This window comes from Desulfuromusa kysingii (genome assembly GCF_900107645.1).
In the GTDB taxonomy this organism is placed as follows: domain Bacteria; phylum Desulfobacterota; class Desulfuromonadia; order Desulfuromonadales; family Geopsychrobacteraceae; genus Desulfuromusa; species Desulfuromusa kysingii.
Genome location: NZ_FNQN01000001.1, coordinates 122,644 through 144,884, shown reverse-complemented (window position 1 = coordinate 144,884; position 22,241 = coordinate 122,644). Strand labels below are relative to the sequence as shown.

Sequence of the window (22,241 nt, the reverse complement as noted above, 5' to 3'; positions counted from 1 at the left end):
ACCATTATAAATTCTTGTACCTATTTTTAAATCTCAGAAAAGACCTCTGTTCATTTTGATCTTCTCTCCAACTCTCCGGCTCTGCGTTATATTCTTTTGAATGTGTTTTTCTTAGTGTCCTTGGCGCCTTGGTGGCTATATCATCTGCACATGAAACTGATAATTTCTTCTATAAATTCATGTCCATAGCGTTGTAACTTTGCTTGACCTACACCATTAATTTGTAAAAATGTTTCCTGATCTGTGGGTAGGGTGGCTGCCATCTCAGCTAAACTGGCATCACCAAAAACAATATAGGGCGGAACCTGATCTCGATCGGCAATTTTTTTACGGAGAGTGCGTAACTGGTTAAACAGTTCTTGATCATATTCAAGACCAACAATCTTCCGCTCTGGTCGTTTTTTCCTCCCCGGTTTCACCCGCGGTTTGGTGATTGTCAGCTCTGCTTCCCCGCGCAATAGTGGTCTCGCGGCTTCGGTCAGTTTCAGGACGGAGTAATTGCCAATATCTTGCTCCAGATAACCATAATGGATCAGTTGCCGCAGCAGGTGGCTCCAATGGTCTTGGCTCTGTTCGCGACCTATTCCATAGGTGGAAAGCTGTTCATGGTGCAAATCAAAGATCCTTTGAGTTTTGGCTCCCCGCAACACCTCGATCACATGGCCTATGCCAAAACGCTGCCCAACCCGATAGACACAGGAAAGTGCCTTGCGGGCATCTTCGCTGGCATCGTAACGTTGCGGGGGATTAAGACAAATATCGCAATTTCCGCAATCGTCTTCCAACGTTTCGCCAAAATATCCCAATAAAGCCCGGCGACGACAGGTCCCGGATTCAGCAAATCCAACCATTGCATTTAACTTGTGAATTTCAATCCGTTTCTGTTCCGGGTTGCCCCCCTTTTCGATCAACCCACGGCTGATGGCAATATCGCCATAGCCAAACAGCAGTAACGCTTCTGCAGGCAAACCATCCCGCCCCGCACGGCCTGTCTCCTGATAATAACTTTCCAAATTTTTAGGCAGATCATAGTGAACCACAAAGCGGACATTTGGCTTGTCAATACCCATCCCGAAAGCAACCGTCGCTACCACAATCGGCAAATCGTCACGGATGAAATCGTCCTGCACCTGTTTACGTTCATTGGCCGATAATCCCGCATGATAGGCTGCGGCCTTGAAGCCGTCCTGACGCAACTTTTTCGCGACCTCATCGACTCGTTTGCGGCTTAAGCAATATATTATCCCCGATTCGTGCTGATGATGTTGCAGAAACACCCCTAGCTGTTGATAGGGTTTGCTCTTATCAATCACTGTATAGCGGATATTGGGTCGATCAAAGCTGGCGATAACTTGATGGGCATTTTCGAGGTGGAGATGATTGATGATATCCAACCGGGTCTGTTTCTCAGCCGTCGCTGTCAGCGCGACCATAGGGACAGCGGGAAAATAATCGCGCAACCGTCCCAGGCCAACATACTCCGGGCGAAAATCGTGCCCCCATTGAGAGACGCAGTGGGCCTCATCCACAGCAAAGAGGCTGATTTCAATCCGTTGCAGGAGTTGCAGAAAGTCAGCGCTCAATAACCGTTCTGGAGCCACATAGACAAGGTCGAGCTGATCTGCTTGTAATTGTGCCATCACTTCACGCAGCTCACCGGCACCAAGAGATGAATTGCAACAAGCGGCTTTAACACCATTGACCCGCAACGCATCAACCTGGTCCTTCATCAACGAGATTAGTGGTGACACAACAATAGCCGTGCCGCGGCGATGAAGCGCCGGAATTTGAAAGCAGATGGATTTTCCGCCACCTGTTGGCATCAGGACAAAGGCATCTTTTCCCTGTATCAGGCTGTGGACAATTTCCTTCTGAAAGGTACGGAAGGATTGATAGCCAAAGACATCATTGAGAGTCTGTTCTACAGAATCACTTAGATCTGCAGCTGGCATTGTCTGTCTGCTTCGTGGATCGTCTAACATTGATAATATTCGTCCTTGCGGCGCAGCAACAGGTCACGGGTTAATTGATCCTCGGTCACCAATGTTGACGGCGATACACCTGTTGCATCAATCCCAAGTTGGTGTCCATGTCGATAGATTCGTGGCTCTTTTAAACGATTGATCGTCCGCCACCAACATTGTGACAGCGAGGTTAATTCGATATCTTCATCCAGCAGAACCAGTAATGGTGACCTGCGCAGTGGGCTGTTTTCCCACAGAGCAGTCAGCAGCTCCCGGTTCTTGCGCATCGACTGCTGTTGCACCGTTAACAACGTAACTCCATGAAAAATCGTCACTAACGGTTGCATTAGATTACAAACCTGGGGGAAATCAATTTTGATCATCTCGCGCAACAATATTTCATTGGCTCTGCCCAAATTGACGTTCTCGCTCTGGGGTGGTCCAACAACTGTTGTTGGCATCAATGCCCTCGAGCGACAACGGATGGCAGTGACCCGCATTAACGGACAGTCAGACCGGGTGACATATTGCCCGGTATGGTTTCCAAACGGCCCTTCCAGCACAACTTTGTCAGGGATGATCTCTCCTTCAATAATTATTTCCGCATCAGCTGGGACCGCTAAGGGCTGAGACAGTCCAGCTGTAAATTGGGTGTTCATAGAAAATAGTGCGTCGTGAAAAGCAAACTCATTACAATTTTCCGGCAAAGGTGCGGCGGCAACCCAAATCAACGCCGGATCTGAGCCGAGAACCAGACTTATTGGCAGCGCTTTTTTTGCCTTAGCGGCCACGACAAAATGTTGCGCAGCACCAGAATTGGGGGAAAAGTTGAGCGCCAGAAGATCAGGGGCCATGACCTGAGCCCGGTATAAACCAAGATTCTGTTGCTTCGTTTCGATATCTTCGGTTAAAGCCAAAGCAAGGTTGAGATAGCGCCCACCTTCCTGCGGCCATGTCTTGATTGATGGCAGTGCGGTCAAATCCAGAGGCGCTGCTAAATTGTATGTTGTCGGCGTAACAGAGGGGGTGGGAAGATCAAACTGCATCCGCTGTTCAACTGTCCCCGACTGTTGATTGAGCAATCTGATAACTTTCCCGGCAAAAATATCGAAGTTATCACTATGAAGGAGAAGACCAGTCCTCCGTTCCGATCCGAATATATTAGCGATGACAGGAAAACTGGATCCTTTCACCTTGCTAAACAGTAGCGCCTTGCCACCATCATCCTTTGCAAACTCACGACGACACAGGGCCGCTAATTCCAAATGTGGGTCAACAACAGCTAATACTTTCTGAAGTTGATCTGCTGCCGCTAAGTTTTGCAAAAAAGTTCTAAAATTCATCTCCTGATTCTAGACGATATCAGCCGATAAAAGGCAAAAAAAAACCCCTCAGCAAGCTGAAGGGTTTTTTGCTTCAATTCTATATCTAGAAACCAGCTAATTTTGCCAGTTGCATTAATGTATTTGGGAACATCCCCATGTAGAGAACACCACCGAGTGAAATTGCTATCGAAATAGCGGTCGGCACATTGATGGAAACCCAAGAAAAGTCCTCTGCTGGATCTTTAAAATACATTTGCACCACCACACGAAGATAATAATACAAAGAGACCGCTGAATTGAGCACTCCGATAACAGCCAACCAGATATATCCAGCTTCAACGGCTCCAGAGAACATATAAAACTTACCGATGAAACCTGCCGTTGGTGGTATCCCCATCAATGAGAGGAGAAATATCGTCAGCACAACCCCTAGAACTGGTTTTTTATAGCCGAGCCCAGCTATGCCATCTAAATTCAGATTATTTTCACCTTGTTTACCGATCAGAACAAGAACGGCAAAGGCACCCATATTCATGAAAGTATAAACTAACATGTAGAACAAAATGGCAGATAGACCTATTTCATTCCAAGCCACCAGACCAACTAAGGCGTAACCAGCGTGGGAAATTGACGAATATGCCAGCATCCGCTTAAGATCTTTTTGACTCAAAGCAACAAAGTTACCAATAGTCATGGTTAAAACGGCAAGGATCCAAAACAATGTCGTCAATTCGGACTGCAAGCCATCTAAGCCGACAATCATGACCCGCATCAAGGCAGCAAAAGCAGCGGCCTTTGGTCCAGCGCTCATAAATGCAGTAATTGGTGTCGGCGCACCCTGATAGACATCAGGTGTCCACATATGGAAGGGAGCTGCAGCAACTTTAAACAGAAAACCAACCAGCAACAGCAAACCACCGGCAATAAACATTGTATTCAACGCCGCGTCGGGATTAGCACGCACATAGGCAGCAATCCCCTCAACCTTGGTGGTACCGGTGACGCCATAAAGAAGAGCGACCCCATAAAGCAAGAATCCAGTAGAAAAGGCACCGAGGAAAAAGTATTTCAAACCCGCCTCATTGGAGCGCGTCTGATGACGGAAAAATCCGGCTAACACATAAAGGGACACCGATAAGACTTCCAGCCCGAGGAATATCGTCATCAGATCGGTCCCTGATGCCATCCACATAGCTCCGGCAGTCGTAAACAGGATCAGTGGATAATATTCGCTGACAGGGAAATTTTCCCGCCGCAGATAGTCATCCGACATGAGAATTGTCAACCCTGCAGCGACAATACAGATCATGCTGAAGAAAGTCGCAAAGTTGTCAAACAAAACGCTTCCTGCAAACCCTGACTGCGGATTATTCCAACCGGTTAGGGCAACAAACCCAGTCACGATCAGAGCTAAGACACTCAGCCAGGCCACGTGAGTGCTACTCCCACGTTTTGAAAAAACTGAGACCATCAATAGCACCATGGCCAAACCACTGAGAACCAGTGAAGGCATGATTGCTTGCATATTTACATTCTGGATGGCTTCTTGAACCAGGTTTTCCATCTAATAGCTCCTCGGAACCAGTGTTATTTATATCTTTAATTATAGATCTTTATCTTCTATTAATCGTTGTGGACAACGGTCTGGGCTTGATCATCCAGTCCGACGTGCGCCACTGTCGGTTGTTGCATCTCGACAACCGCAACAGGATTTGCTCCCATCTGCATCAACATTTTTTCCATCGCTGGATTCATCTTGGAAAAGAAGGTATTTGGATAAATACCAATCCAGAAGATAAACAGTAACAGCGGCAACATAATCACAATTTCGCGAACAGACAAGTCTTTGAGATTCTCATTTTTCGGATTGGTTACTTTACCGAACATCACCCGTTGATAGACCCATAGCATATAGATCGCGGCCAGAATGACACCTGAGGTGGCAAAAACTGCGTACCAGCGCAATCCACCTTGGAACGCCCCCATCAACGCCAAGAACTCACCAATAAAGCCATTGGTTCCAGGCAAGCCAATTGAAGAGAAGGTCACAATCATAAAAATTGTTGCAAATATTGGCATCTTCGTGGCGATACCACCAAATTCAGTAATCAACCGGGTGTGACGACGCTCATAAATAAAGCCAACGATGAGGAAGAGTGCACCTGTCGAAATACCATGATTGATCATCTGGATCATGCCACCAGCCAAACCCTGCATATTCAGGGCAAAAACCCCAAGCATAACAAACCCAAGGTGGGCAACAGATGAATAGGCGACCAGCTTCTTGATATCGTCCTGCATCATCGCAACTAGCGAGCCATAGATAATCCCGACGACACTCAAAAAAGCCAAGAAGGGGATAAATGTCGGCAAGGCTTCTGGAAACAGCGGCATCGCAAAACGCACATACCCGTAGGTCCCCATTTTCAGCAGCACTGCAGCCAAAATAACTGAGCCAGCGGTTGGTGCTTCGGTATGGGCATCGGGCAACCACGTATGCAGTGGGAACATCGGAACTTTGATCGCAAAGCTGAGCCCAAATGCCATAAACAGCCAGAATTGAGCGTTATAGGGGAGATCTAACTTGTAAAATTCCTCAATACTAAAGCCATTCATTGGAGCGCCGCTTTTTACGGCAAAGTAGTAGATGAACATGATGGCAACCAGCATCAACAGTGAACCAACAGCAGTGTAGATGAAGAACTTGACCGCCGCATAAATTCTGTTTTTACCGCCCCAGATACCGATTAAGAAGTACATCGGGATCAGCATCAATTCCCAGAAGATATAGAACAAGAAGAGGTCAATGGAGACAAATGCGCCAAGCATGCCGGTTTCAAGCAGCAATAGCATTGCCATAAAGCCCTTAATATTTTTATCAATTGCATTCCAGGTCGATAGAATGGCAAGCGGCGTGATAAAAGTCGTCAACATAACCAACCAAAGGCTGATACCATCAACCCCAAGGTTATAATTCATCTGGAAAAAGTTACCGACATTAATCCACTCGTGGAATTCACGATACTGCATCGCACCAGAGGTCGCAAAAACATTGTCAAATGCAAGAGGCAAGCTGATTGCAAATGTTACCAAAGAGACTGCGAGGGTAGACATTTTAAGCAATGCACCATTGTCTCGTGGGATAAACAGAAGAACCAGTACCCCCAACAATGGGAAGAAAGTCATAATACTGAGAAGGTAATCAGCCATGTGGAATCGCTCCTTGTAACTTTATCGTAATTCGCTGGCGAACAAATAAAATTATTAACTAAAAGACAAAAAAGCCGACGATCACGACCACGCCGACCACCATGGCCATCGCGTAGTTATACAGGTAACCGGACTGTGTATAACGCAGACCCGTTCCAAGTCCCTTGACAACCCAGGCGCAACCATTCACAACACCGTCAACGACTTTGACATCCACGTCCTTCCATAAAAAAGTACCGATTCTTTTACAGGGGACGACAAAGACAGCTTCGTATAGTTCATCGATGTACCACTTATTGAATATAACCCTGTGGGCTCGACTATATTTGGCAACAAATTTTGCAGGTAATTCCGGGTTCTTGATGTACATCACCCATGCTGTGAAGATCCCGACAATGGCGATCGCAACCGATATAGCCATCAATGTATATTCAGTCGCGTGGGAACCATGGGCATGAATTTCGTTGAGATGTTGAGCATGCTCAAAGACTGGAGCGAGGAAATGTTCAAACCGGTTTGATCCCCCAAGCACTGCTGGAATCCCGATATACCCACCGATAACAGCGAGGAGGCCAAGAACCATCAGCGGAATCGTAATGGTAAAGGGCGACTCTGGAATGTGATCTTTTGCACGTGAGTCGGTTTTCTGCTCACCAAAGAAGGTCATGAATACCAGACGGAACATATAGAAGGCTGTCATCCCTGCGGCTGCGGCACCGAGGACCCAGAGCATCCAATGTCCACGGGTTGAACCAAATGACCACCAAAGAATTTCATCTTTAGAGAAAAACCCTGAGAATAACGGAATCCCGGAGATGGCAATAGTTGACACCAGAAAAGTGATAAACGTGATTGGCATCTTTTTCCGTAAACCACCCATATTCCGCATATCTTGAGGATCATCGTGCAGGTGAGCGTGATGATACGCATGGTGCATACCATGGATAACCGAACCAGAACCAAGAAACAGACAGGCCTTAAAGAAAGCATGGGTCATCAAATGGAAGATCCCAGCTGAAAAAGCACCAACACCCATAGCCAAGAACATGTATCCCAATTGAGAGACGGTTGAGTAGGCGAGAACCCGTTTAATATCGTTTTGCGCCAAACCGATCGTTGCGGCAAAGAATGCGGTCAAACCACCAACGATAGCAATTGTCATCATCGTCGCAGGGGCCATCGCAAACAGACCATTCATTCGCCCGATCATGTAAACACCGGCTGTTACCATCGTCGCTGCATGGATTAAAGCTGAGACGGGGGTTGGGCCTTCCATCGCATCAGGAAGCCAAGTAAAAAGAGGGATCTGTGCCGATTTCCCAGTAGCGCCCAAAAAGAAACAGAGGGTCACAACGGTGACTAAGAGGCCACCAGATTCGAGCAGATGTCCACTTTCAGCAATCTTAACAAAATTTAGTGTCCAGACTCCTTTACTGGCCAGAGCCCAGAACAGGGTAAATAATCCACAAAGAAACCCGAAATCACCAACACGATTAACAATAAATGCTTTATTAGCCGCAGTGCTGGCACTTTTCTTCTCGTAGTAGTAGCCAATCAATAGATATGAACAGAGACCGACTCCTTCCCAACCGACGAACATGACGAGAGCATTGCCGCCGAGAACCAGCATCAGCATCGAAAAGGCAAACAGATTCATATAACTGAAAAACCGGTAAAACCCAACTTCACCGTGCATATATCCGATTGAATAGAGATGAATCAAGGTACCGACACCGGTGACCACCATAATCATCACTGCAGACAATGGATCCAGCAGCAGCTCCCAGTTCAAATGAAAGTTGCCGACGGTTATCCAGGAAGCGAGAACGAGCTCATGAACCTTCTCAGAATCACCCAGCAACTTAATAAAGTTTTGAGCTGCAACTAAAAATGAAAGAAACATCAGTCCGGTAGCAATGCCACCGATGACCGCTTCATTTTTAATTTTCTTGCCGAATAGGCCATTAAAAATAGCCCCGACCAGAGGGAAAAATGGGATGAGCCACAGATTACTGTACATCAAACTCTCCTATCAGTTGAAACACCCGTAAAAGTGGAGTGATCACCATTTGAGCATATTGAAATCGTCGACATCGATGGAATCTTTGTTCCGATAAAATGCGATCATCAACGCTAAACCTACTGCTGCTTCAGCAGCAGCAACCGTCATGACAAAAAAAACAAAAATCTGCCCGTCCATATTGCCAACATGACGTGACAACGCAATGAAAGTCAGATTCACAGAGTTGAGCATCACCTCGATACACATAAAAATAACAATGGCATTCTTGCGAGTCAGCACACCGAATGTTCCGATGGCGAACAGAATAGCGCTCAGCAGCAGATAGTGATTTACGGTAATCATTGATAATCTCCCGGGGTAATCTCGATTAAACTTCGCGCTTTGAGAGGACAACAGCACCGACAATTGCAACTAACAGCAAGATCGAAGCAATCTCAAAGGGGAGTAAAAAGTCAACAAACATGGCTCGGCCAATCAGCTCGGTGTGGCCATAACTCGTTATCACTTCGCTGGTTATATTGCCACCAGTTCCTGTCGCCTCTCCAGCTCTGATAAAATAATTGACCACAAATAAAACCAGAGCAGCAAGAATTCCAGCAGCAGGGACTCCGTGGGTATAGCGAGATTTAACGGCCAATCCAAGGTTCAACAACATGATGACAAAGACAATAAGCACCATAATTGCCCCGGCATAAACCATAATTTGAATAGCAGCCATAAACGGTGACTCTAACATGATGTAAAACACTGCCAGACAAAGAAATGTGGTAATCAGATTCAATGCACTGTTGACTGGATTTCGACATTGAGTGACAAAAATTGCCGAAATAATTGCAACCGTCGCAGTGAGATAAAAAAGAATCGCTTCCATGATAACCTGAACTCCTTCTTACGACTTGAGAAGACGTTGCTTGTCAAAGCCAAAATCTTCACGGGTAAAGTTTGCCAGTTCGTAAGCATCAGTCATTTCTATTGCTTCTTTCGGGCATGCCTCAACACAGTAACCGCAGAAGATACAACGCAACAGATCAATCTCGAAAACCTCCGGATACTTTTCACCCGCTTCATTTTCTGCAGCAACAACGGTGATACATTTCGCTGGGCACACGGTCGGACACAGATAACAGGCGACACATTTCTCGCGATCTTGGGCCGGGATCAACCGATGCAGTCCACGAAAACGGGGAGACACCTGCATTTTTTGCTTCGGATACTGTATCGTTGTACAGTTTCCCGGCATTAAATGCTTCAGCGTAATACTCAAACCTTTGGCAAACTCTTTAAACATATCTATCCTCTACGCAACGTTTGGTTACTACCAGAGTAGAATTGCAATGCCCGTAATGACAATATTTACAAGCGCCAGCGGGAGCATTATTTTCCAGCCTAGGTACATCAACTGGTCGTAACGAAGACGCGGGAAAGTGGCCCGAATCCAGATGAAGAAGAACATAAACGCAAATACTTTAATCAAAAAGTTGATCCAGCCCCAAAATGGCCCACCCCATCCACCTAAGAACAGTGTCGTTGTTACAGCAGAGACAGTAATCATATTGGCGTATTCAGCCATAAAAAAGAGCGCGTACTTCATGGCAGAATATTCGGTACAAAACCCAGAGACCAATTCGGTCTCAGCTTCAGGTAAATCAAACGGAGTCCGGTTGATCTCTGCCATTGAACCAACAACAAATAGGCAGAAAGCCAAAGGTTGAGTAAAAATATACCAGTTCGGAAGAAAACTGAGGGAATCACTGCCCCATAAAGGCAACTGTTGTACCGCGACGATGCCGCGCAAACTCAGAGTTTCTGAGAGCATAAAAATAGCAACAACAGAAAGGCCGACAGCCAGTTCGTAAGAGATCATCTGCGCCGTAGAGCGGATCCCGCCAAGTAACGCATACTTGCTGTTTGAAGCCAGCCCGGCCAACACAATTCCGTAAACCCCGAGACCCGCCATAGCAACGATAAAAAGCAAGCCGATATTCAAATCGGTGATCTGCATCGGCACGGCATAAAGAGTCCCGTCATAAGTAAATTGCAGATCGCCACCAAAAGGGACAACCGCAATTGAGACAAAGGCCGGGGCGAGAATCATCATTGGGGCAAGAATAAAAGCAAACCAATGGGACTGCGACGGGATGATATCTTCTTTAAAAAACAGTTTCAAACCATCTGCAATTGGTTGCAATAGACCTTTCGGTCCGGTCATATTCGGCCCCATACGGGTCTGCATCCTGCCAATTATTTTACGCTCCGCATAGGTTGCATAAGCGACGATTAACAACGTCGCTACAAAAGCCACTATAATCTTCCCCAGCATGACCCCTGTAAATAACCAAGGCGTTTCCGAGAGTGTCAAAACTTCTGGCGTCATGACCATCCTCTTCCTTCATCAGTCTATGGCATCTCTGCCGTTTAACGCCGGCAATTTCTACCGGCAATCCAAATATTTATGTAGGAAATCCAAACGATTATACCTAACGATCAATTTCACCCAGAACGATATCAAGTGTCCCGATGACAGCGACAACATCAGCGAGTAGCCGACCCTCGACCATCTGCGGCAATCCTTGCAAATTGACAAATGATGGTGGTCTGATCTTCATCCTGAATGGATAAGCAGAACCATCAGCTACAAGATAAAATCCGAGTTCCCCTTTAGGAGCCTCGATACCATGATAAATTTCACCCGGTTCGGTCTTAAAACCCTCTGTCACAATTTTGAAGTGGTGGATCAAACTTTCAATATTATTGACGACATCTTTTTTGGAGGGCAGAACGATTTTGGGGCAATCAGCCAAAATTGGACCGGGTTTAAGCTTGTCTAGTGCTTGCAAAACAATCCGGGCAGATTGGCGCATCTCATCGAGACGAACCTTGTAGCGGTCAAAAGTATCACAGCCCGTTCTGACCGGAACCTCAAAATCATAATCGTCATAACCACTATAAGGATTGTCGCGTCGCAAATCCCAATCGACACCTGAAGCTCTTAATGCTGGTCCGGTGATACCGATATCAATAGCAGCTTCGGCGCTGATCTTGCCAACACCGATGGTTCTCTTCTGCCAGATTCTGTTCCCGGTCAGCAACCCTTCATATTCTTCAATGTGCCCAGGCATAGATTCGGCAAAATCACGAATTTCTCCTTCGAGGCCATCCGGTAGATCTGCCGAAAGGCCACCGACGCGAAAGTAATTGGATGTCATCCGCGCCCCTGAGACCTTCTCATAGATATCAGTGATACATTCACGCTCACGAAAACAATAGAGGAAAACAGTCATTGCGCCGATATCGAGAGCATGGGTTGCCAACCACACCAAGTGACTCTTTAACCGGGTCAACTCAGCCATAATGACACGAATCCGCTGCACCCGTTCCGGAATCTCATCGGTAATCCCCAGTAACTTTTCAACCGCTAAGACATAACCGAGGTTGTTACTCATCGGTGCCAGATAATCAAGCCGGTCAGTCAAGGGAATAATCTGATGGTAGGTCCGATGCTCTGAAAGCTTCTCTATACCCCGATGGAGAAAACCTATATGCGGAGTCGCCTTCGTTACAATCTCACCATCAAGCTCAAGAATCAGCTGCAGCACACCGTGTGTTGACGGATGCTGAGGCCCCATATTGATGGTCATTGTTTCGCTGTTATTTACTGCCATTATATGCCTCGTCCGATTAAGGAATTATAGCGTTGGTTAGGAAAGTCGTCCCTTATAGGGTTCACGGTCAGGCCCCTGTACGGGATAATCCTTGCGTAATGGGTGGCCTTCCCAGTCAGCCGGCATCAGAATACGCCTCATATCAGGATGATTGTTGAACTTAATGCCCAACAGATCCCAACACTCCCGTTCATGCCAATTGGCTGTTCCCCAGACACTGCTCACGGTATCAATATTGGCACCCTCTTCTGCAACCGGAGCCTTGATGCGAAACCGCTCCTTTGTAGTAATATTATAGAGGTTATAGACCATCATGAACCGTGGTGTTTGCCCCATATAATCGACCCCACAAAGGTCACACAGCAGATTGTAACCAAAATCGTCACGCATGAACGTGCAGATAGCAACAATCTGCTCTTTTTTCACAGTAACAGTGGTCTCTCCACGAAACTCGACAACATCCAGAATCTCTGCAGAGAATTTTGCTTTTAATTTTTCAACAATTGCTTGAGCACTCATTGATTCTTCCTATTATTCAACTGGCCATCAGGCCTTGTTGTGAATGACGTCACCGACACCAATTGCAGCACCAAAGGTATTCCGCTCTGCCCTGATTTTATCCTGCAGTTTCATCAAGCCATAGAGGAGACCTTCTGGACGCGGTGGGCAGCCGGGAATATAGACATCAACCGGCAGAAATTCATCAACGCCCTGGACCGTACTGTAAGTGTCGAAAATCCCCCCCGATGAAGCGCAAGCTCCCATCGCGATAACGTAGCGTGGTTCAGGCATCTGTTCGTAAACAGTCTTAATAACAGGAACCATTTTCTTGGTGACAGTCCCAGCAATGATAATGACATCAGCCTGACGTGGTGATGCACGAAAAAGAATCCCGAGACGGTCAAGGTCAAACCGAGCGGCACCAGTTGCCATCATTTCAATAGCACAGCATGCTAAACCAAAAGTCATGGGCCACATAGAACTTGCCCGTGACCAGTTGACTAACTTGTCCAAACTCGTGGTAACAAATCCGCTACCGAGCGTTTTTGGTTGCTCTACTCCCATTCCAGAGCTCCTTTTTTCCATACATAGACAAAGCCGACGAGAAGAATGACGACAAATACCCCCATCTCCACAAAGCCGAAAATCCCAAGGCGCTTAAACATCACAGCCCAAGGGTAGAGGAAAACAGCTTCAATATCGAAGAGGATAAAAAGCATCGCGACAATGTAAAATTTTATTGAGAATCGTTCTTGCGCTGAGCCAATGATGGGCATCCCACATTCGTAGGGGGCCAACTTGACCTCACTTGGCTTTTTCACCCCAATGAGTCGGGATAGAACAACCGATCCAAGTGCAAAAGCAAATGCGATTCCGATAACAACAAGAATCGGCAGATAAGTTTCCAGCATAAAAACCGCTCCTTCCTTAGAAGAGACCAAACCATTCAACTGCAACTGACAAGCTGTCAGCATCCTCCGCAGCGTGTGAAAAACTAGGATAATTCCCCTGATATGTCAAGAGAAATACCGTATACTGTATGCAATTATGATGTCTGGGGTTATATGGTTGACATTTGATATTACAGCAGTTTTCAGCTGAAGATATTTTTTTTGCCGGTATTACTTTAGCCGTTACAGAAGGACGGCAGAGACAATATTTGCTGTCATTTTGCCATTTCGATTAGCTCAGACATCTGCTTTCGGTTAAAGCGGTAATGATGACGGCAATATTCGCAAACAACCTCAACCGGATCGTTCTCTTCAGTCAGAGAACGCAGCTCCTCAGCACCAAGACCAAGTAACATTTTCTCGATCTGCTGCTGGTTGCATGGGCAGTAGAACTGTAAAGGAATTTGCTGTTCAATACTAAAATCGGCAGAGGAAAATATTTCTCCGAGAATCTCCGCAGGATTCATTCCCTGCTTGAAGAGTGTGGTCGTCGGTGGCAACGCCTTTATCCTTTCACTGAGGAGATCCACCTTGTCAGAATCCGCATTCGGCAGAGTCTGCACCAGAAACCCTCCGGCAACGGCAACCCGACCGTCAACATCCAGCTCGACTCCCAGACCGAGACTTGATGGAACCTGCTCTGAGCTGGTTAAATACCACGCCAAATCTTCTGCAACTTCACTACTCTGTAATTGCAGCATGCTTTGGTACGGTTTTTTCAGTCCCAGATCTTTCCACACATGCAGAAATCCAGCACGACCGATAGCGCCAGCAACATCAAATCGCCCTGCTACCGGGGGCAAACCTGCAACTGGATTGCGGACCGTCCCGCGAACCCTCCCTCGGGCATCAGCCTCAACGCTAACCTTCCCCAAAGGACCATTTCCCTCCATAACCAAAGCAAGCCGTTGCTCCCCCTTTAGCAAGCACCCCAGCAGCGCCCCGCCAGTCAACAACCGTCCCAGCGCGACTGTCGCGGTATAATCGGTCTGCTGCTTTTCACAAACGGTGCGCACCAGTTGCGTCGATACCGTTGCTGCGGCACGAAACATCCCATCAGGGCTGACCACCCGAAGCAAATAATCTTCCATTTTATCATCCTTAATGTTTCTCAAAATCAGGCGCGCAAACGATACCCCTTGCCAATCAACCACGCAGCCCAGAAAAACAAGATGGTAGCAATGCCAAAACTCACTCCAAATGCGACAAGATAACTGGTGTCACCGACACCAATGATGGCATGTCGAAATCCGTCTATCAAATAAAACAAGGGATTGAGATAGGAGAAAGTCCCCCACGGATCAGGGAGAATAGAAATGGGGTAAAAAACGCCACCAAGATAAACCAGCGGCAGAATCAAGAAGTTACTGTACATCGAAAGAGTATCAAAGTTATGGGCATAAATAGCAGCGATCAACCCGAACTGGGCAAACAAAAAGCTGGCAATAACGGCCATAAGGACAGCCAACAAGGGGGATTCCCAAGGCAGCGCAGCAAAGACAGTGGAAATCAGCCAGACAACTGTTCCAACCAGCAATCCACGTAACATCGCCGCTAGCGTGTAGGCCATGATAAACTGTGGTGGGCTCACAGGGGTGACCAGCAGATCGACAATCCCACCGAGGTACCGCGACATGAACAAAGAGGATGAGGTGTTAGCAAAGGTATTATTAATCACCCCCATAATAATCAATCCCGGAACAACAAACTGAGCGTAGCTGAATCCGGGCAGCACATGGAGTCGATCCCCAAGGGTCGCTCCGAAGACAAAAAGATAGAGGGAAGCGGTCACAATAGGGGTCAGAAGAGTCTGCGTAGACACCCGCATAAAACGGAGAATCTCCTTGCGCAGCAAAGTAACAAAGGGAAGCCAGGGATAATATTTAGAATCCGCACTCATAACCAACTACCCCCCTTCCAGTCCGGTCAGGTGGATAAAAATTTCTTCCAACCCGCTCTGCTCCGTTTCAACATCTCGAATCCTCATGCCTGACTCGGTAAGTTTCCGCAAAACAGGACCAGCCCCTTCACCAGAGGGCAAATGTAACAACAGCAGCATACCTTCCTCTTTGAGCTTTGGAGAGTATTGCTCCAACCCTGCGGGAGGGACAAGGAGCGGATTGTCCAACCAGAGACTCAATTGTCGATTGGCCAAACGCCGGATCAATGCCTGCGTGTTTTCAAGGGCGATCAACTCTCCATGGTTCATAATCCCGACTCGGTCACACATTTGTTCAGCCTCTTCGAGATAATGAGTTGTCAATAGTATGGTTGTCCCTTGCTGGTTGATTTCTCGCACAAACGCCCATAAGCCATGGCGCAGTTCAACGTCAACCCCCGCCGTGGGTTCATCGAGAATCAACAAGCGTGGTCGATGAATCAACGCCTTGGCAATCATAAAGCGACGCTTGAGGCCACCCGACAACTTCAACATAACTTTATTCAAGTGTGGCTTTAATCCGAGACGGTCAACCAGCAGGTGGCGCCAGGCGGGATCGTCCTTTACCCCATAATACCCAGCGTGCATCCGCAAGGCCTGATTCACAGTGAAAAAGTTGTCAATAACAATCTCCTGATGAACAACGCCCAGCATTCTGCGAGTATAACGGTAGTCCTTCTGGTTATCATAACCAAAGGCAGTGATACTGCCCGAGCCCAGACGAACAACGCCTGCAATCATATTGATCGTAGTGCTCTTCCCGGCCCCATTAGGTCCTAACAAACCGAAGATTTCACCCTCTTTGATCGCAAAATCCACCCCCTTAACCACAGGGACATCATCAAAAGACTTACATAGTTTTTTTATAACAAGTGCATCCATTGCGCGAATATACAACCGCATGCACGTGCTGACAAGGGGCCAGGAACAACAATTTGACAATGTTTCGCAACGTCTTGACAGAGCAGGCAAACTCCACCATCATAAAAATATGCCCACCTCGATATTCAGGTCGGATGAACTCAAGAGAGACACCTATTTTGCTGAAAAAAGTGCATTCTTACTTGCTGGCTAAAAGCTATGATTTCGCCATGCGTAACACCGAAAAAAGGTGCTTGCAGCAGTGGCGAAGCAACTTGCTTTCTCAAGCCCGAGGCAACGTGTTGGAAATTGGAGCAGGTACGGGCGTTAACCTGCAACACTACCCTGGACATATTGCACAACTCACTTTGAGCGAGCCCGATCCGCAGATGCGTAGAATTCTGCAGAAAAAAAACCTCACGACGCCAACAATCCCGGTCCACATCACCTCCTGGGAGATTGAAACCACCGGCATGCCGGATTCTTCATTTGACACCATTGTCTCAACCTTGGTTCTCTGCTCCGTCCCAGACCTGAGCAGAAGCCTCAGCGAGATCTACCGCTTACTCCGTCCCCAGGGGACTCTTCTTTTTCTCGAACATGTGGCCTCCGACCATCCCCAGACTTTACACTGGCAACGCAGAGTTGAACCTTTCTGGAGTCTTTGTGCTGGGAACTGTCGTCTGACTCGTGACACCGCTGTAGCCATCCAGACCTCAGGGCTTGAGATCGAGCGGTGTATTGAAGCACCAATGGCAGGAACGCCATCATTTGTACGTCGGACCATTCGGGGTTCAGCTAGAAAAGCATGATTCAGAACGTTGACCGACTTGAACCCATATCGATCAACCACCTTTACAACTAATGGCCGTTGAAGGTTGCATGATTTGCGAAACTGCTCCAAAATAGCCTTACGATAGACGTTCCGAGCGAACCTTTCCATAACTTCAACTCGGGAATATCTTGACAGAGCGAACACCCACAACAAGGAGATTACAAACTATGGCAAAAGCGAGCGCACGTCACATCCTCGTTCCTACTGAGGAACAGTGCAATGACCTTAAAACAGAAATCGAAGCTGGGGCCGATTTTGAAAAAGTAGCTCAGCAACATTCTAAGTGTCCTTCAGGAAAGCAAGGTGGAGCCTTAGGTGAATTCACCCCGGGACAAATGGTTAAAGAATTTGATGATGTTGTTTTCAGTGGAGAAGTTGGAAAAGTTCTGGGTCCAGTCAAAACCCAATTTGGCTATCACCTTATTGAGATCACTGACAGGACAGACTGAGCGACCTTGACAACAAAAAACCCGTTCGCTCTGAACGGGTTTTCAATCCATAAGTTTATCCAACTCATGCAATATCTCTGTCTGCTCTTGAATTCTTTCGTGGTAGTAGTTCCAGACATGATAGCTATGCAACCCCAAGATGGTCAAACCAACCGCAAAAATTGCCCAGAAGTTTTCAGCCAACCCTGCGGAAAAATGATAAAAAAGGTAAAAGGCACCAAGATAACCAAAATGGCCTAAGGCACCACGGGGCTTCTTATCACTCGCCATTTGAGTCAGAATTAATATGATCGCCGAGAATCCATAAACAACTAAAGCCCCATTAATATATTTAACAGGCGGTCCCGTCCCCAAAGCGGCACGTAGACTATCGCTTAATGGCGGCAGAAAATCAAAGTTGCGAAATGCCCCCATACTCAGCATCGTAAAAAGGGCAAGAATCCAAAGGCCGGTACTAGAGAGTAACTCTAGTTTTTTAATCTTTGTCTTAACCTGTTCACGTAGAGGATTAATGTCCGGCAGAGGATCTTCTGTTTCATGCTTGATCGGATCCATTGTCTACATTTCTGTTTGGGGTTTCCAAAGCTTTTAAAGCCAACAATGCTTGATCACGCTGCTTAACAATTAAGCGAAAATCTCTATTTAATTTTCCAAGCTTATGATCTGATTTCGGCAGATCAGCCTCCGCAACGCCCTGAGATGCCTGCTCTGCATTGTAAGTCAGTCGCAAAATAGGCAGAAACAGGTTCATCCTCAACAGCGCAGTCACACCGCCAACGGTCAAAAACAAGACCATAACGCTAAAAATTATCATCCGGTTTCTTAGCAATGTCAGCGTTTCATCGAGATGGTGACTCGATATGCCGATACTAAAAAAACCAAGAATTTCCTCTTCATCAGCATGAAAATGGCAATCTGCCGTTGAACATTGGGGTTCATTGAAAATAGGCAAAGAGATGATCAAATTACCATTGTCATGATCTATCTCATGGCGTTGCACCTCTGTTTGCCCCAACTCAGAATCCAAAAAACTGGCAATATGCGCCTCGGCAGTTGTTGATAGGGATTCAAAATCATTGCGCCCGGAATAACGGGTTTTCCCGTCTTGACCATATATTTTGATTAATTTCACATCAGCCCGGGTACCGATGTTTTCAACAATATTCTGTATCGCCTGCTGATTATCTTCGAGCATGGCAGATTTTGTCGATTTGACAACAGTATCAGCACAATTATTTGCAGTAAGGAATGCCGAGGCGGTCAAATCCGCTTTGATAAAAGAGTACAGCAGCAAACAACCAAAAATAACAAATCCTGTGACGGCAATCGTCACGGGAACAATAGCCCTGGCGATCAAGTTATCAAACATATACCCTCGCTTCCAAGGTTGGATATAGACGGCCCTGACAAATGGAGAGAGATCCACTCGTCAGGGCCTGGTAAACCGATTATTCTATAGAACGTGTTGAGGTGTCGCTGGGCACAACAAGTTATTTACTCATCCGCTTGCGGTTTGAACTTATAAAGGATCGGCAAACGATTCAAGATGAAGCGATAAGTCGTCACATATATAGCAAAAATAGTAACGCTGATAATGATCTCAAACTTATGTGGAATCTCTTGATAAAGTTGCCAGTTAAAGGTAATCAACGCTGTATTCAAGCGATTCAGAATAATTCCTGCCACAACCCAGAAAGCACCGACACGACACAAACCAACAAGTTTGTGGCGAATCGCATAGGAGAGAAGAACCAACGGGGCAAAAACGAAGCCGACGATCTCCAACAACCACCAGGTTCCCCAACCAGTCGCCAGATAAGCCCACTCATTGTCATGCGCAACAGCAATAAGTTTGATAATGAGGTAAGTGCTCAAGCCCATCGCAGCACCCTTGGCCAATGAAATCGTAATCCGGTCGAGATTATCGATAAAACGCTGATCACAACGCCACTTCATCGTATAAATAACAATGGTACTGACGCAGATGACCATACTCAGACCAGCGGGGATAGAAGAGGTGAAAAAATGAATCCACTGGAATGCAGAAGAGTACCAAAGCGGGTGAACTTTGCCTGGCGCATACAAAAACAGTGCTCCAAGAGCGCCCTGATGCAAAGTGGAAAGGATAATACCGGCGACGGTTAAACCAACAGTCCCCTTGCGGATAAAATCGTATCCACGCTTAAAGCCAATCCACTCGAAGAAAGCCGTTGACACTTCGGCAACCTGCACAGACAGATAGGTCGCAACGTGCCAGCCAACCAGAAAGAGAACGGCAGCAGGGCCAAAAGAGTAAACCATCGGATAAGAGAGACGCCAAGGTTGTCCAAGGTCGACTAGAAGATAGACAACGGCGAAGAAGTATCCCAGCAAGCCATTGAGCAACGCAAGGCGTTCTATCGGTTCGAAGTCATGACGTCCGAAAATTTCCACAGTCGTTCCAAGCATAAAACCGGAAGCCGACAGCGGCACCATACAAAAGAGACCAAAACCAAGGAACAGTCCCCAAGGATAATCATAGGAAGCGTGAGTCACCGCACCAAGACTGAAAATAAAACGGTAAATAATGACCGGGATACCAATGGCAAAGATAATGGCAAGAACCCAGTTGAGCTTATTCCGCAAAACCTGGCCGATGTATTGATCGAGGGTCAAACCTAATAGCAGTTTTTCCATCAAAGACCATTGCTTACCATCTGCTTTGAGGGCCGCATCGTGAGGCTTAACTCCATAAGTTGCTAATTTTTTCATTATCAGTGGCCCTCCTGCTTATCGTGGCTGTTATCATCCCCATGACCGTGAGATTTTCCTTTCGTTGCAAGCAGGTGAAAACCTGTAAACAGCGCTGGCCAGATCGTCAAGACCATAGGCACGATGGCCAGGAAATCTTTGACGTTATCGATAATCGGCTTTTTCGGCAGGTTGACATCAAAGCCAGCTTCTTCAAAGGGAACATTGGAAAGATAGAACCATCCGGTTCCGCCAACTTCCTTTTCACCGTAAACATGATCAACATATTTACCAGGATTCTTTTTGATCCGTTCGTGAGCAATCACCATCAGATCTTTCCGTTTACCAAAAGTCATCACCTGCTGCGGACAACTTTCAACACATGCCGGTGGCCGCCCCTCTTTCAGACGCGTGTCGTAACAGAAGATACACTTCTTGATGACTGGGTTTAAAACTGAACTGTAGGTGTAAGCAGGAATGTGGAATGGGCAAGCGATCATACAGTTCCGACAACCGACACATACTTTGGAATTGTAGATAACAGCACCTTCAGGCGTCTTTTTGTAAGCATTAACAAAACATGACGTCAGACATGCAGGCTCATTACAATGATTACATTGAATTTTGCGGTAGAGAGGTTCGTCAGCTGATTTTGGCTCATAGCGATTCACAATCGTATAGGCCTTATCAGTCGTGCGTCGTTTCTGACCATGATGCATTTCATCAAAGACGGAAGTATCGTCAAATGGTAGCGCAGGCTCAGGAAGTTTCTGCTCAACATTACAGGCAGCTTCACAGGTACGACATCCGACACAACGGGTCAAATCCACCAACACGCCCATGCCATCGGGAAAACCCTCAAATGAACCGGCAGCAAATGCTTTCTTGGCCGGGGTCATCATCATGGCAGCCCCACCAGCAGCACTTCCGGCTAAAAATTTTCTACGTGTTATTTTACTCATAACCAAATCTCCTTATTATTATCCCACACAGCGATCATCAATGAGCAGATGAGTGTGCCGGTTCCTTCGGAGCAAACTCTCCAGAACGATAGAATTTATCACCAGCCTCGGTCTTTGCATGGCAGTCTTCACAACCTGTCGGGCCATCAACATTTTGATGACAACCCAGACACTTCAAGTGATAAGCTGCTTTCAAGCTCGGCTGATCGTTATGGTAAGAATAACCTGGTTGGGGATTACGTAGATTCTCGATAGAAACAGGATCGGCAGAGTGACAGTCTTGACAGGCCACCACATCCATCTCGACATCACCCGTATGACATTTAGCACAATATTCGTTTGCGACACCTGTTCCTGTGGTGTGATGATGGCACTCAGAACAGTTTTCTGTGACATCAACATGCATCGCATGATCAAAAACCACTGGCTCGTACAAATCCGCCAGAGAATCCAGTTCGACCTCATCTGGATAATCCATTGCATAACAACTCGTGGACAGGACTGCCAACAGCAATAAAACTCCAAGCCCTGTTATAAGTTGCTTACCGGCATTTACCATAGCCTCTACTCCTTAGTTCTCAATTCTGTCAACAGCGCAATCACTGCCTTCAGAGAAATTAAAAAACGGTCTGCTGACCCAAACAGATTAATCCTCGTCGCCGCCATTGATGTAACGGTAAAACATGGGGAAAAAAGTAAAGAACAACAGACACAGCAGATATTCAAGCCCTTTGATGTAGGTGTAGTAATCTACAACGGTGTAAATCTGCTCAACATGACCAACATTCATAAAAAAATCGAACATCGCAATTACCTCTCAAATAAATAAT

24 protein-coding genes are annotated in these 22,241 nt (G+C 46.6%); 2 read left to right on the top strand and 22 right to left on the bottom strand.

The window, feature by feature from the left end; translation table 11 throughout:
• Positions 1–140 precede the first annotated feature (140 nt).
• The 16 genes from recQ to BLU87_RS00660 form a co-directional block, all read right to left on the bottom strand.
• Positions 141–1,952, bottom strand: a complete 1,812-nt coding sequence (gene recQ / locus BLU87_RS00735; RefSeq protein WP_092344021.1) for a DNA helicase RecQ — start codon at positions 1,950–1,952, stop codon at positions 141–143.
• A gap of 23 nt (positions 1,953–1,975) precedes the next feature.
• The gene (locus tag BLU87_RS00730) at positions 1,976–3,307 is read right to left on the bottom strand and encodes a UbiD family decarboxylase (RefSeq protein ID WP_092344020.1); all 1,332 of its coding nucleotides are present in this window, start codon (positions 3,305–3,307) and stop codon (positions 1,976–1,978) included.
• 85 nt (positions 3,308–3,392) lie between these two features.
• Positions 3,393–4,853: an NADH-quinone oxidoreductase subunit N gene (locus BLU87_RS00725; RefSeq protein ID WP_092344019.1), complete on the bottom strand. Its 1,461-nt coding sequence runs from the start codon at positions 4,851–4,853 to the stop codon at positions 3,393–3,395.
• Between the two features lie 59 nt (positions 4,854–4,912).
• On the bottom strand, positions 4,913–6,499 hold the full coding sequence (locus BLU87_RS00720) for an NADH-quinone oxidoreductase subunit M (RefSeq protein WP_092344018.1): 1,587 nt from the start codon (positions 6,497–6,499) through the stop codon (positions 4,913–4,915).
• 58 nt (positions 6,500–6,557) lie between these two features.
• Positions 6,558–8,519 carry an NADH-quinone oxidoreductase subunit L gene (nuoL, locus tag BLU87_RS00715; protein ID WP_092344017.1) on the bottom strand — a complete coding sequence of 654 codons (1,962 nt, stop codon included), beginning with the start codon at positions 8,517–8,519 and terminating at the stop codon, positions 6,558–6,560.
• Positions 8,520–8,561: 42 nt separating this feature from the next.
• Positions 8,562–8,864: an NADH-quinone oxidoreductase subunit NuoK gene (gene nuoK, locus BLU87_RS00710; RefSeq protein WP_092344016.1), complete on the bottom strand. Its 303-nt coding sequence runs from the start codon at positions 8,862–8,864 to the stop codon at positions 8,562–8,564.
• Between the two features lie 25 nt (positions 8,865–8,889).
• Positions 8,890–9,393, bottom strand: a complete 504-nt coding sequence (locus BLU87_RS00705) for an NADH-quinone oxidoreductase subunit J (RefSeq protein WP_092344015.1) — start codon at positions 9,391–9,393, stop codon at positions 8,890–8,892.
• 18 nt (positions 9,394–9,411) lie between these two features.
• Positions 9,412–9,810 (bottom strand): NuoI/complex I 23 kDa subunit family protein, encoded by a 399-nt coding sequence (locus BLU87_RS00700; protein ID WP_092344014.1) that lies wholly within the window; start codon positions 9,808–9,810, stop codon positions 9,412–9,414.
• Between the two features lie 27 nt (positions 9,811–9,837).
• The gene (gene nuoH / locus BLU87_RS00695) at positions 9,838–10,896 is read right to left on the bottom strand and encodes an NADH-quinone oxidoreductase subunit NuoH (RefSeq protein ID WP_092344601.1); all 1,059 of its coding nucleotides are present in this window, start codon (positions 10,894–10,896) and stop codon (positions 9,838–9,840) included.
• Between the two features lie 103 nt (positions 10,897–10,999).
• Positions 11,000–12,184 carry an NADH dehydrogenase (quinone) subunit D gene (gene nuoD, locus BLU87_RS00690; protein ID WP_092344013.1) on the bottom strand — a complete coding sequence of 395 codons (1,185 nt, stop codon included), beginning with the start codon at positions 12,182–12,184 and terminating at the stop codon, positions 11,000–11,002.
• A 36-nt stretch (positions 12,185–12,220) separates the two neighbouring features.
• Positions 12,221–12,703, bottom strand: a complete 483-nt coding sequence (locus BLU87_RS00685) for an NADH-quinone oxidoreductase subunit C (protein WP_092344012.1) — start codon at positions 12,701–12,703, stop codon at positions 12,221–12,223.
• Between the two features lie 27 nt (positions 12,704–12,730).
• Positions 12,731–13,249, bottom strand: coding sequence for an NADH-quinone oxidoreductase subunit B (locus BLU87_RS00680; protein ID WP_092344011.1), 519 nt, complete (start codon positions 13,247–13,249; stop codon positions 12,731–12,733).
• Entirely contained in the window at positions 13,240–13,596 is a 357-nt protein-coding gene (locus BLU87_RS00675) for an NADH-quinone oxidoreductase subunit A (protein ID WP_092344599.1), read from the bottom strand. Before BLU87_RS00675 ends, BLU87_RS00680 begins: the two co-directional genes overlap by 10 nt.
• Positions 13,597–13,850: 254 nt before the next feature.
• The gene (hslO, locus tag BLU87_RS00670; protein WP_092344010.1) at positions 13,851–14,726 is read right to left on the bottom strand and encodes an Hsp33 family molecular chaperone HslO; all 876 of its coding nucleotides are present in this window, start codon (positions 14,724–14,726) and stop codon (positions 13,851–13,853) included.
• Between the two features lie 26 nt (positions 14,727–14,752).
• On the bottom strand, positions 14,753–15,535 hold the full coding sequence (locus tag BLU87_RS00665; RefSeq protein WP_092344009.1) for an ABC transporter permease: 783 nt from the start codon (positions 15,533–15,535) through the stop codon (positions 14,753–14,755).
• A gap of 6 nt (positions 15,536–15,541) precedes the next feature.
• Positions 15,542–16,456: an ABC transporter ATP-binding protein gene (locus BLU87_RS00660; protein WP_092344597.1), complete on the bottom strand. Its 915-nt coding sequence runs from the start codon at positions 16,454–16,456 to the stop codon at positions 15,542–15,544.
• Positions 16,457–16,614: 158 nt separating this feature from the next.
• Here BLU87_RS00660 and BLU87_RS00655 point away from each other — a divergent pair, with 158 nt between their 5' ends.
• Positions 16,615–17,247: a class I SAM-dependent methyltransferase gene (locus tag BLU87_RS00655; protein ID WP_175498222.1), complete on the top strand. Its 633-nt coding sequence runs from the start codon at positions 16,615–16,617 to the stop codon at positions 17,245–17,247.
• A gap of 190 nt (positions 17,248–17,437) precedes the next feature.
• On the top strand, positions 17,438–17,719 hold the full coding sequence (locus BLU87_RS00650) for a peptidylprolyl isomerase (protein WP_092344007.1): 282 nt from the start codon (positions 17,438–17,440) through the stop codon (positions 17,717–17,719).
• Positions 17,720–17,761: 42 nt separating this feature from the next.
• Here the strand turns inward: BLU87_RS00650 and BLU87_RS00645 are convergent, their stop codons facing one another.
• From BLU87_RS00645 to BLU87_RS17255, 6 genes are all read right to left on the bottom strand, one after another.
• Positions 17,762–18,274, bottom strand: a complete 513-nt coding sequence (locus BLU87_RS00645; protein WP_245706318.1) for a menaquinol oxidoreductase — start codon at positions 18,272–18,274, stop codon at positions 17,762–17,764.
• Positions 18,255–19,088 carry a hypothetical protein gene (locus BLU87_RS00640; protein ID WP_092344006.1) on the bottom strand — a complete coding sequence of 278 codons (834 nt, stop codon included), beginning with the start codon at positions 19,086–19,088 and terminating at the stop codon, positions 18,255–18,257. Before BLU87_RS00640 ends, BLU87_RS00645 begins: the two co-directional genes overlap by 20 nt.
• 125 nt (positions 19,089–19,213) lie before the next feature.
• Entirely contained in the window at positions 19,214–20,470 is a 1,257-nt protein-coding gene (gene nrfD / locus BLU87_RS00635; RefSeq protein ID WP_092344005.1) for an NrfD/PsrC family molybdoenzyme membrane anchor subunit, read from the bottom strand.
• A gap of 2 nt (positions 20,471–20,472) precedes the next feature.
• The gene (locus tag BLU87_RS00630) at positions 20,473–21,411 is read right to left on the bottom strand and encodes a 4Fe-4S dicluster domain-containing protein (protein ID WP_092344004.1); all 939 of its coding nucleotides are present in this window, start codon (positions 21,409–21,411) and stop codon (positions 20,473–20,475) included.
• A 37-nt stretch (positions 21,412–21,448) separates the two neighbouring features.
• Positions 21,449–21,970, bottom strand: a complete 522-nt coding sequence (locus BLU87_RS00625; RefSeq protein ID WP_092344003.1) for a cytochrome c3 family protein — start codon at positions 21,968–21,970, stop codon at positions 21,449–21,451.
• 87 nt (positions 21,971–22,057) lie between these two features.
• Positions 22,058–22,216, bottom strand: coding sequence for a hypothetical protein (locus BLU87_RS17255; protein ID WP_175498221.1), 159 nt, complete (start codon positions 22,214–22,216; stop codon positions 22,058–22,060).
• Positions 22,217–22,241 lie beyond the last annotated feature (25 nt).

Bases quoted from the DNA above. Each gene is read 5' to 3' on its own strand.
- BLU87_RS00700 (WP_092344014.1), bottom strand. From the start codon at position 9,810: ATGTTTAAAGAGTTTGCCAAAGGTTTGAGTATTACGCTGAAGCATTTA.
- nuoK (WP_092344016.1), bottom strand. From the start codon at position 8,864: ATGATTACCGTAAATCACTATCTGCTGCTGAGCGCTATTCTGTTCGCC.
- recQ (WP_092344021.1), bottom strand. From the start codon at position 1,952: ATGCCAGCTGCAGATCTAAGTGATTCTGTAGAACAGACTCTCAATGAT.
- BLU87_RS00660 (WP_092344597.1), bottom strand. From the start codon at position 16,456: ATGGATGCACTTGTTATAAAAAAACTATGTAAGTCTTTTGATGATGTC.
- BLU87_RS00625 (WP_092344003.1), bottom strand. From the start codon at position 21,970: ATGGTAAATGCCGGTAAGCAACTTATAACAGGGCTTGGAGTTTTATTG.
- BLU87_RS00680 (WP_092344011.1), bottom strand. From the start codon at position 13,249: ATGGGAGTAGAGCAACCAAAAACGCTCGGTAGCGGATTTGTTACCACG.
- BLU87_RS00705 (WP_092344015.1), bottom strand. From the start codon at position 9,393: ATGGAAGCGATTCTTTTTTATCTCACTGCGACGGTTGCAATTATTTCG.
- BLU87_RS00725 (WP_092344019.1), bottom strand. From the start codon at position 4,853: ATGGAAAACCTGGTTCAAGAAGCCATCCAGAATGTAAATATGCAAGCA.
- BLU87_RS17255 (WP_175498221.1), bottom strand. From the start codon at position 22,216: ATGTTCGATTTTTTTATGAATGTTGGTCATGTTGAGCAGATTTACACC.
- BLU87_RS00630 (WP_092344004.1), bottom strand. From the start codon at position 21,411: ATGAGTAAAATAACACGTAGAAAATTTTTAGCCGGAAGTGCTGCTGGT.
- BLU87_RS00720 (WP_092344018.1), bottom strand. From the start codon at position 6,499: ATGGCTGATTACCTTCTCAGTATTATGACTTTCTTCCCATTGTTGGGG.
- BLU87_RS00640 (WP_092344006.1), bottom strand. From the start codon at position 19,088: ATGTTTGATAACTTGATCGCCAGGGCTATTGTTCCCGTGACGATTGCC.
- BLU87_RS00645 (WP_245706318.1), bottom strand. From the start codon at position 18,274: ATGGATCCGATCAAGCATGAAACAGAAGATCCTCTGCCGGACATTAAT.
- nuoH (WP_092344601.1), bottom strand. From the start codon at position 10,896: ATGACGCCAGAAGTTTTGACACTCTCGGAAACGCCTTGGTTATTTACA.
- nuoL (WP_092344017.1), bottom strand. From the start codon at position 8,519: ATGTACAGTAATCTGTGGCTCATCCCATTTTTCCCTCTGGTCGGGGCT.
- BLU87_RS00685 (WP_092344012.1), bottom strand. From the start codon at position 12,703: ATGAGTGCTCAAGCAATTGTTGAAAAATTAAAAGCAAAATTCTCTGCA.
- BLU87_RS00730 (WP_092344020.1), bottom strand. From the start codon at position 3,307: ATGAATTTTAGAACTTTTTTGCAAAACTTAGCGGCAGCAGATCAACTT.
- BLU87_RS00665 (WP_092344009.1), bottom strand. From the start codon at position 15,535: ATGAGTGCGGATTCTAAATATTATCCCTGGCTTCCCTTTGTTACTTTG.
- nrfD (WP_092344005.1), bottom strand. From the start codon at position 20,470: ATGAAAAAATTAGCAACTTATGGAGTTAAGCCTCACGATGCGGCCCTC.
- hslO (WP_092344010.1), bottom strand. From the start codon at position 14,726: ATGGAAGATTATTTGCTTCGGGTGGTCAGCCCTGATGGGATGTTTCGT.
- nuoD (WP_092344013.1), bottom strand. From the start codon at position 12,184: ATGGCAGTAAATAACAGCGAAACAATGACCATCAATATGGGGCCTCAG.
- BLU87_RS00650 (WP_092344007.1), top strand. From the start codon at position 17,438: ATGGCAAAAGCGAGCGCACGTCACATCCTCGTTCCTACTGAGGAACAG.
- BLU87_RS00675 (WP_092344599.1), bottom strand. From the start codon at position 13,596: ATGCTGGAAACTTATCTGCCGATTCTTGTTGTTATCGGAATCGCATTT.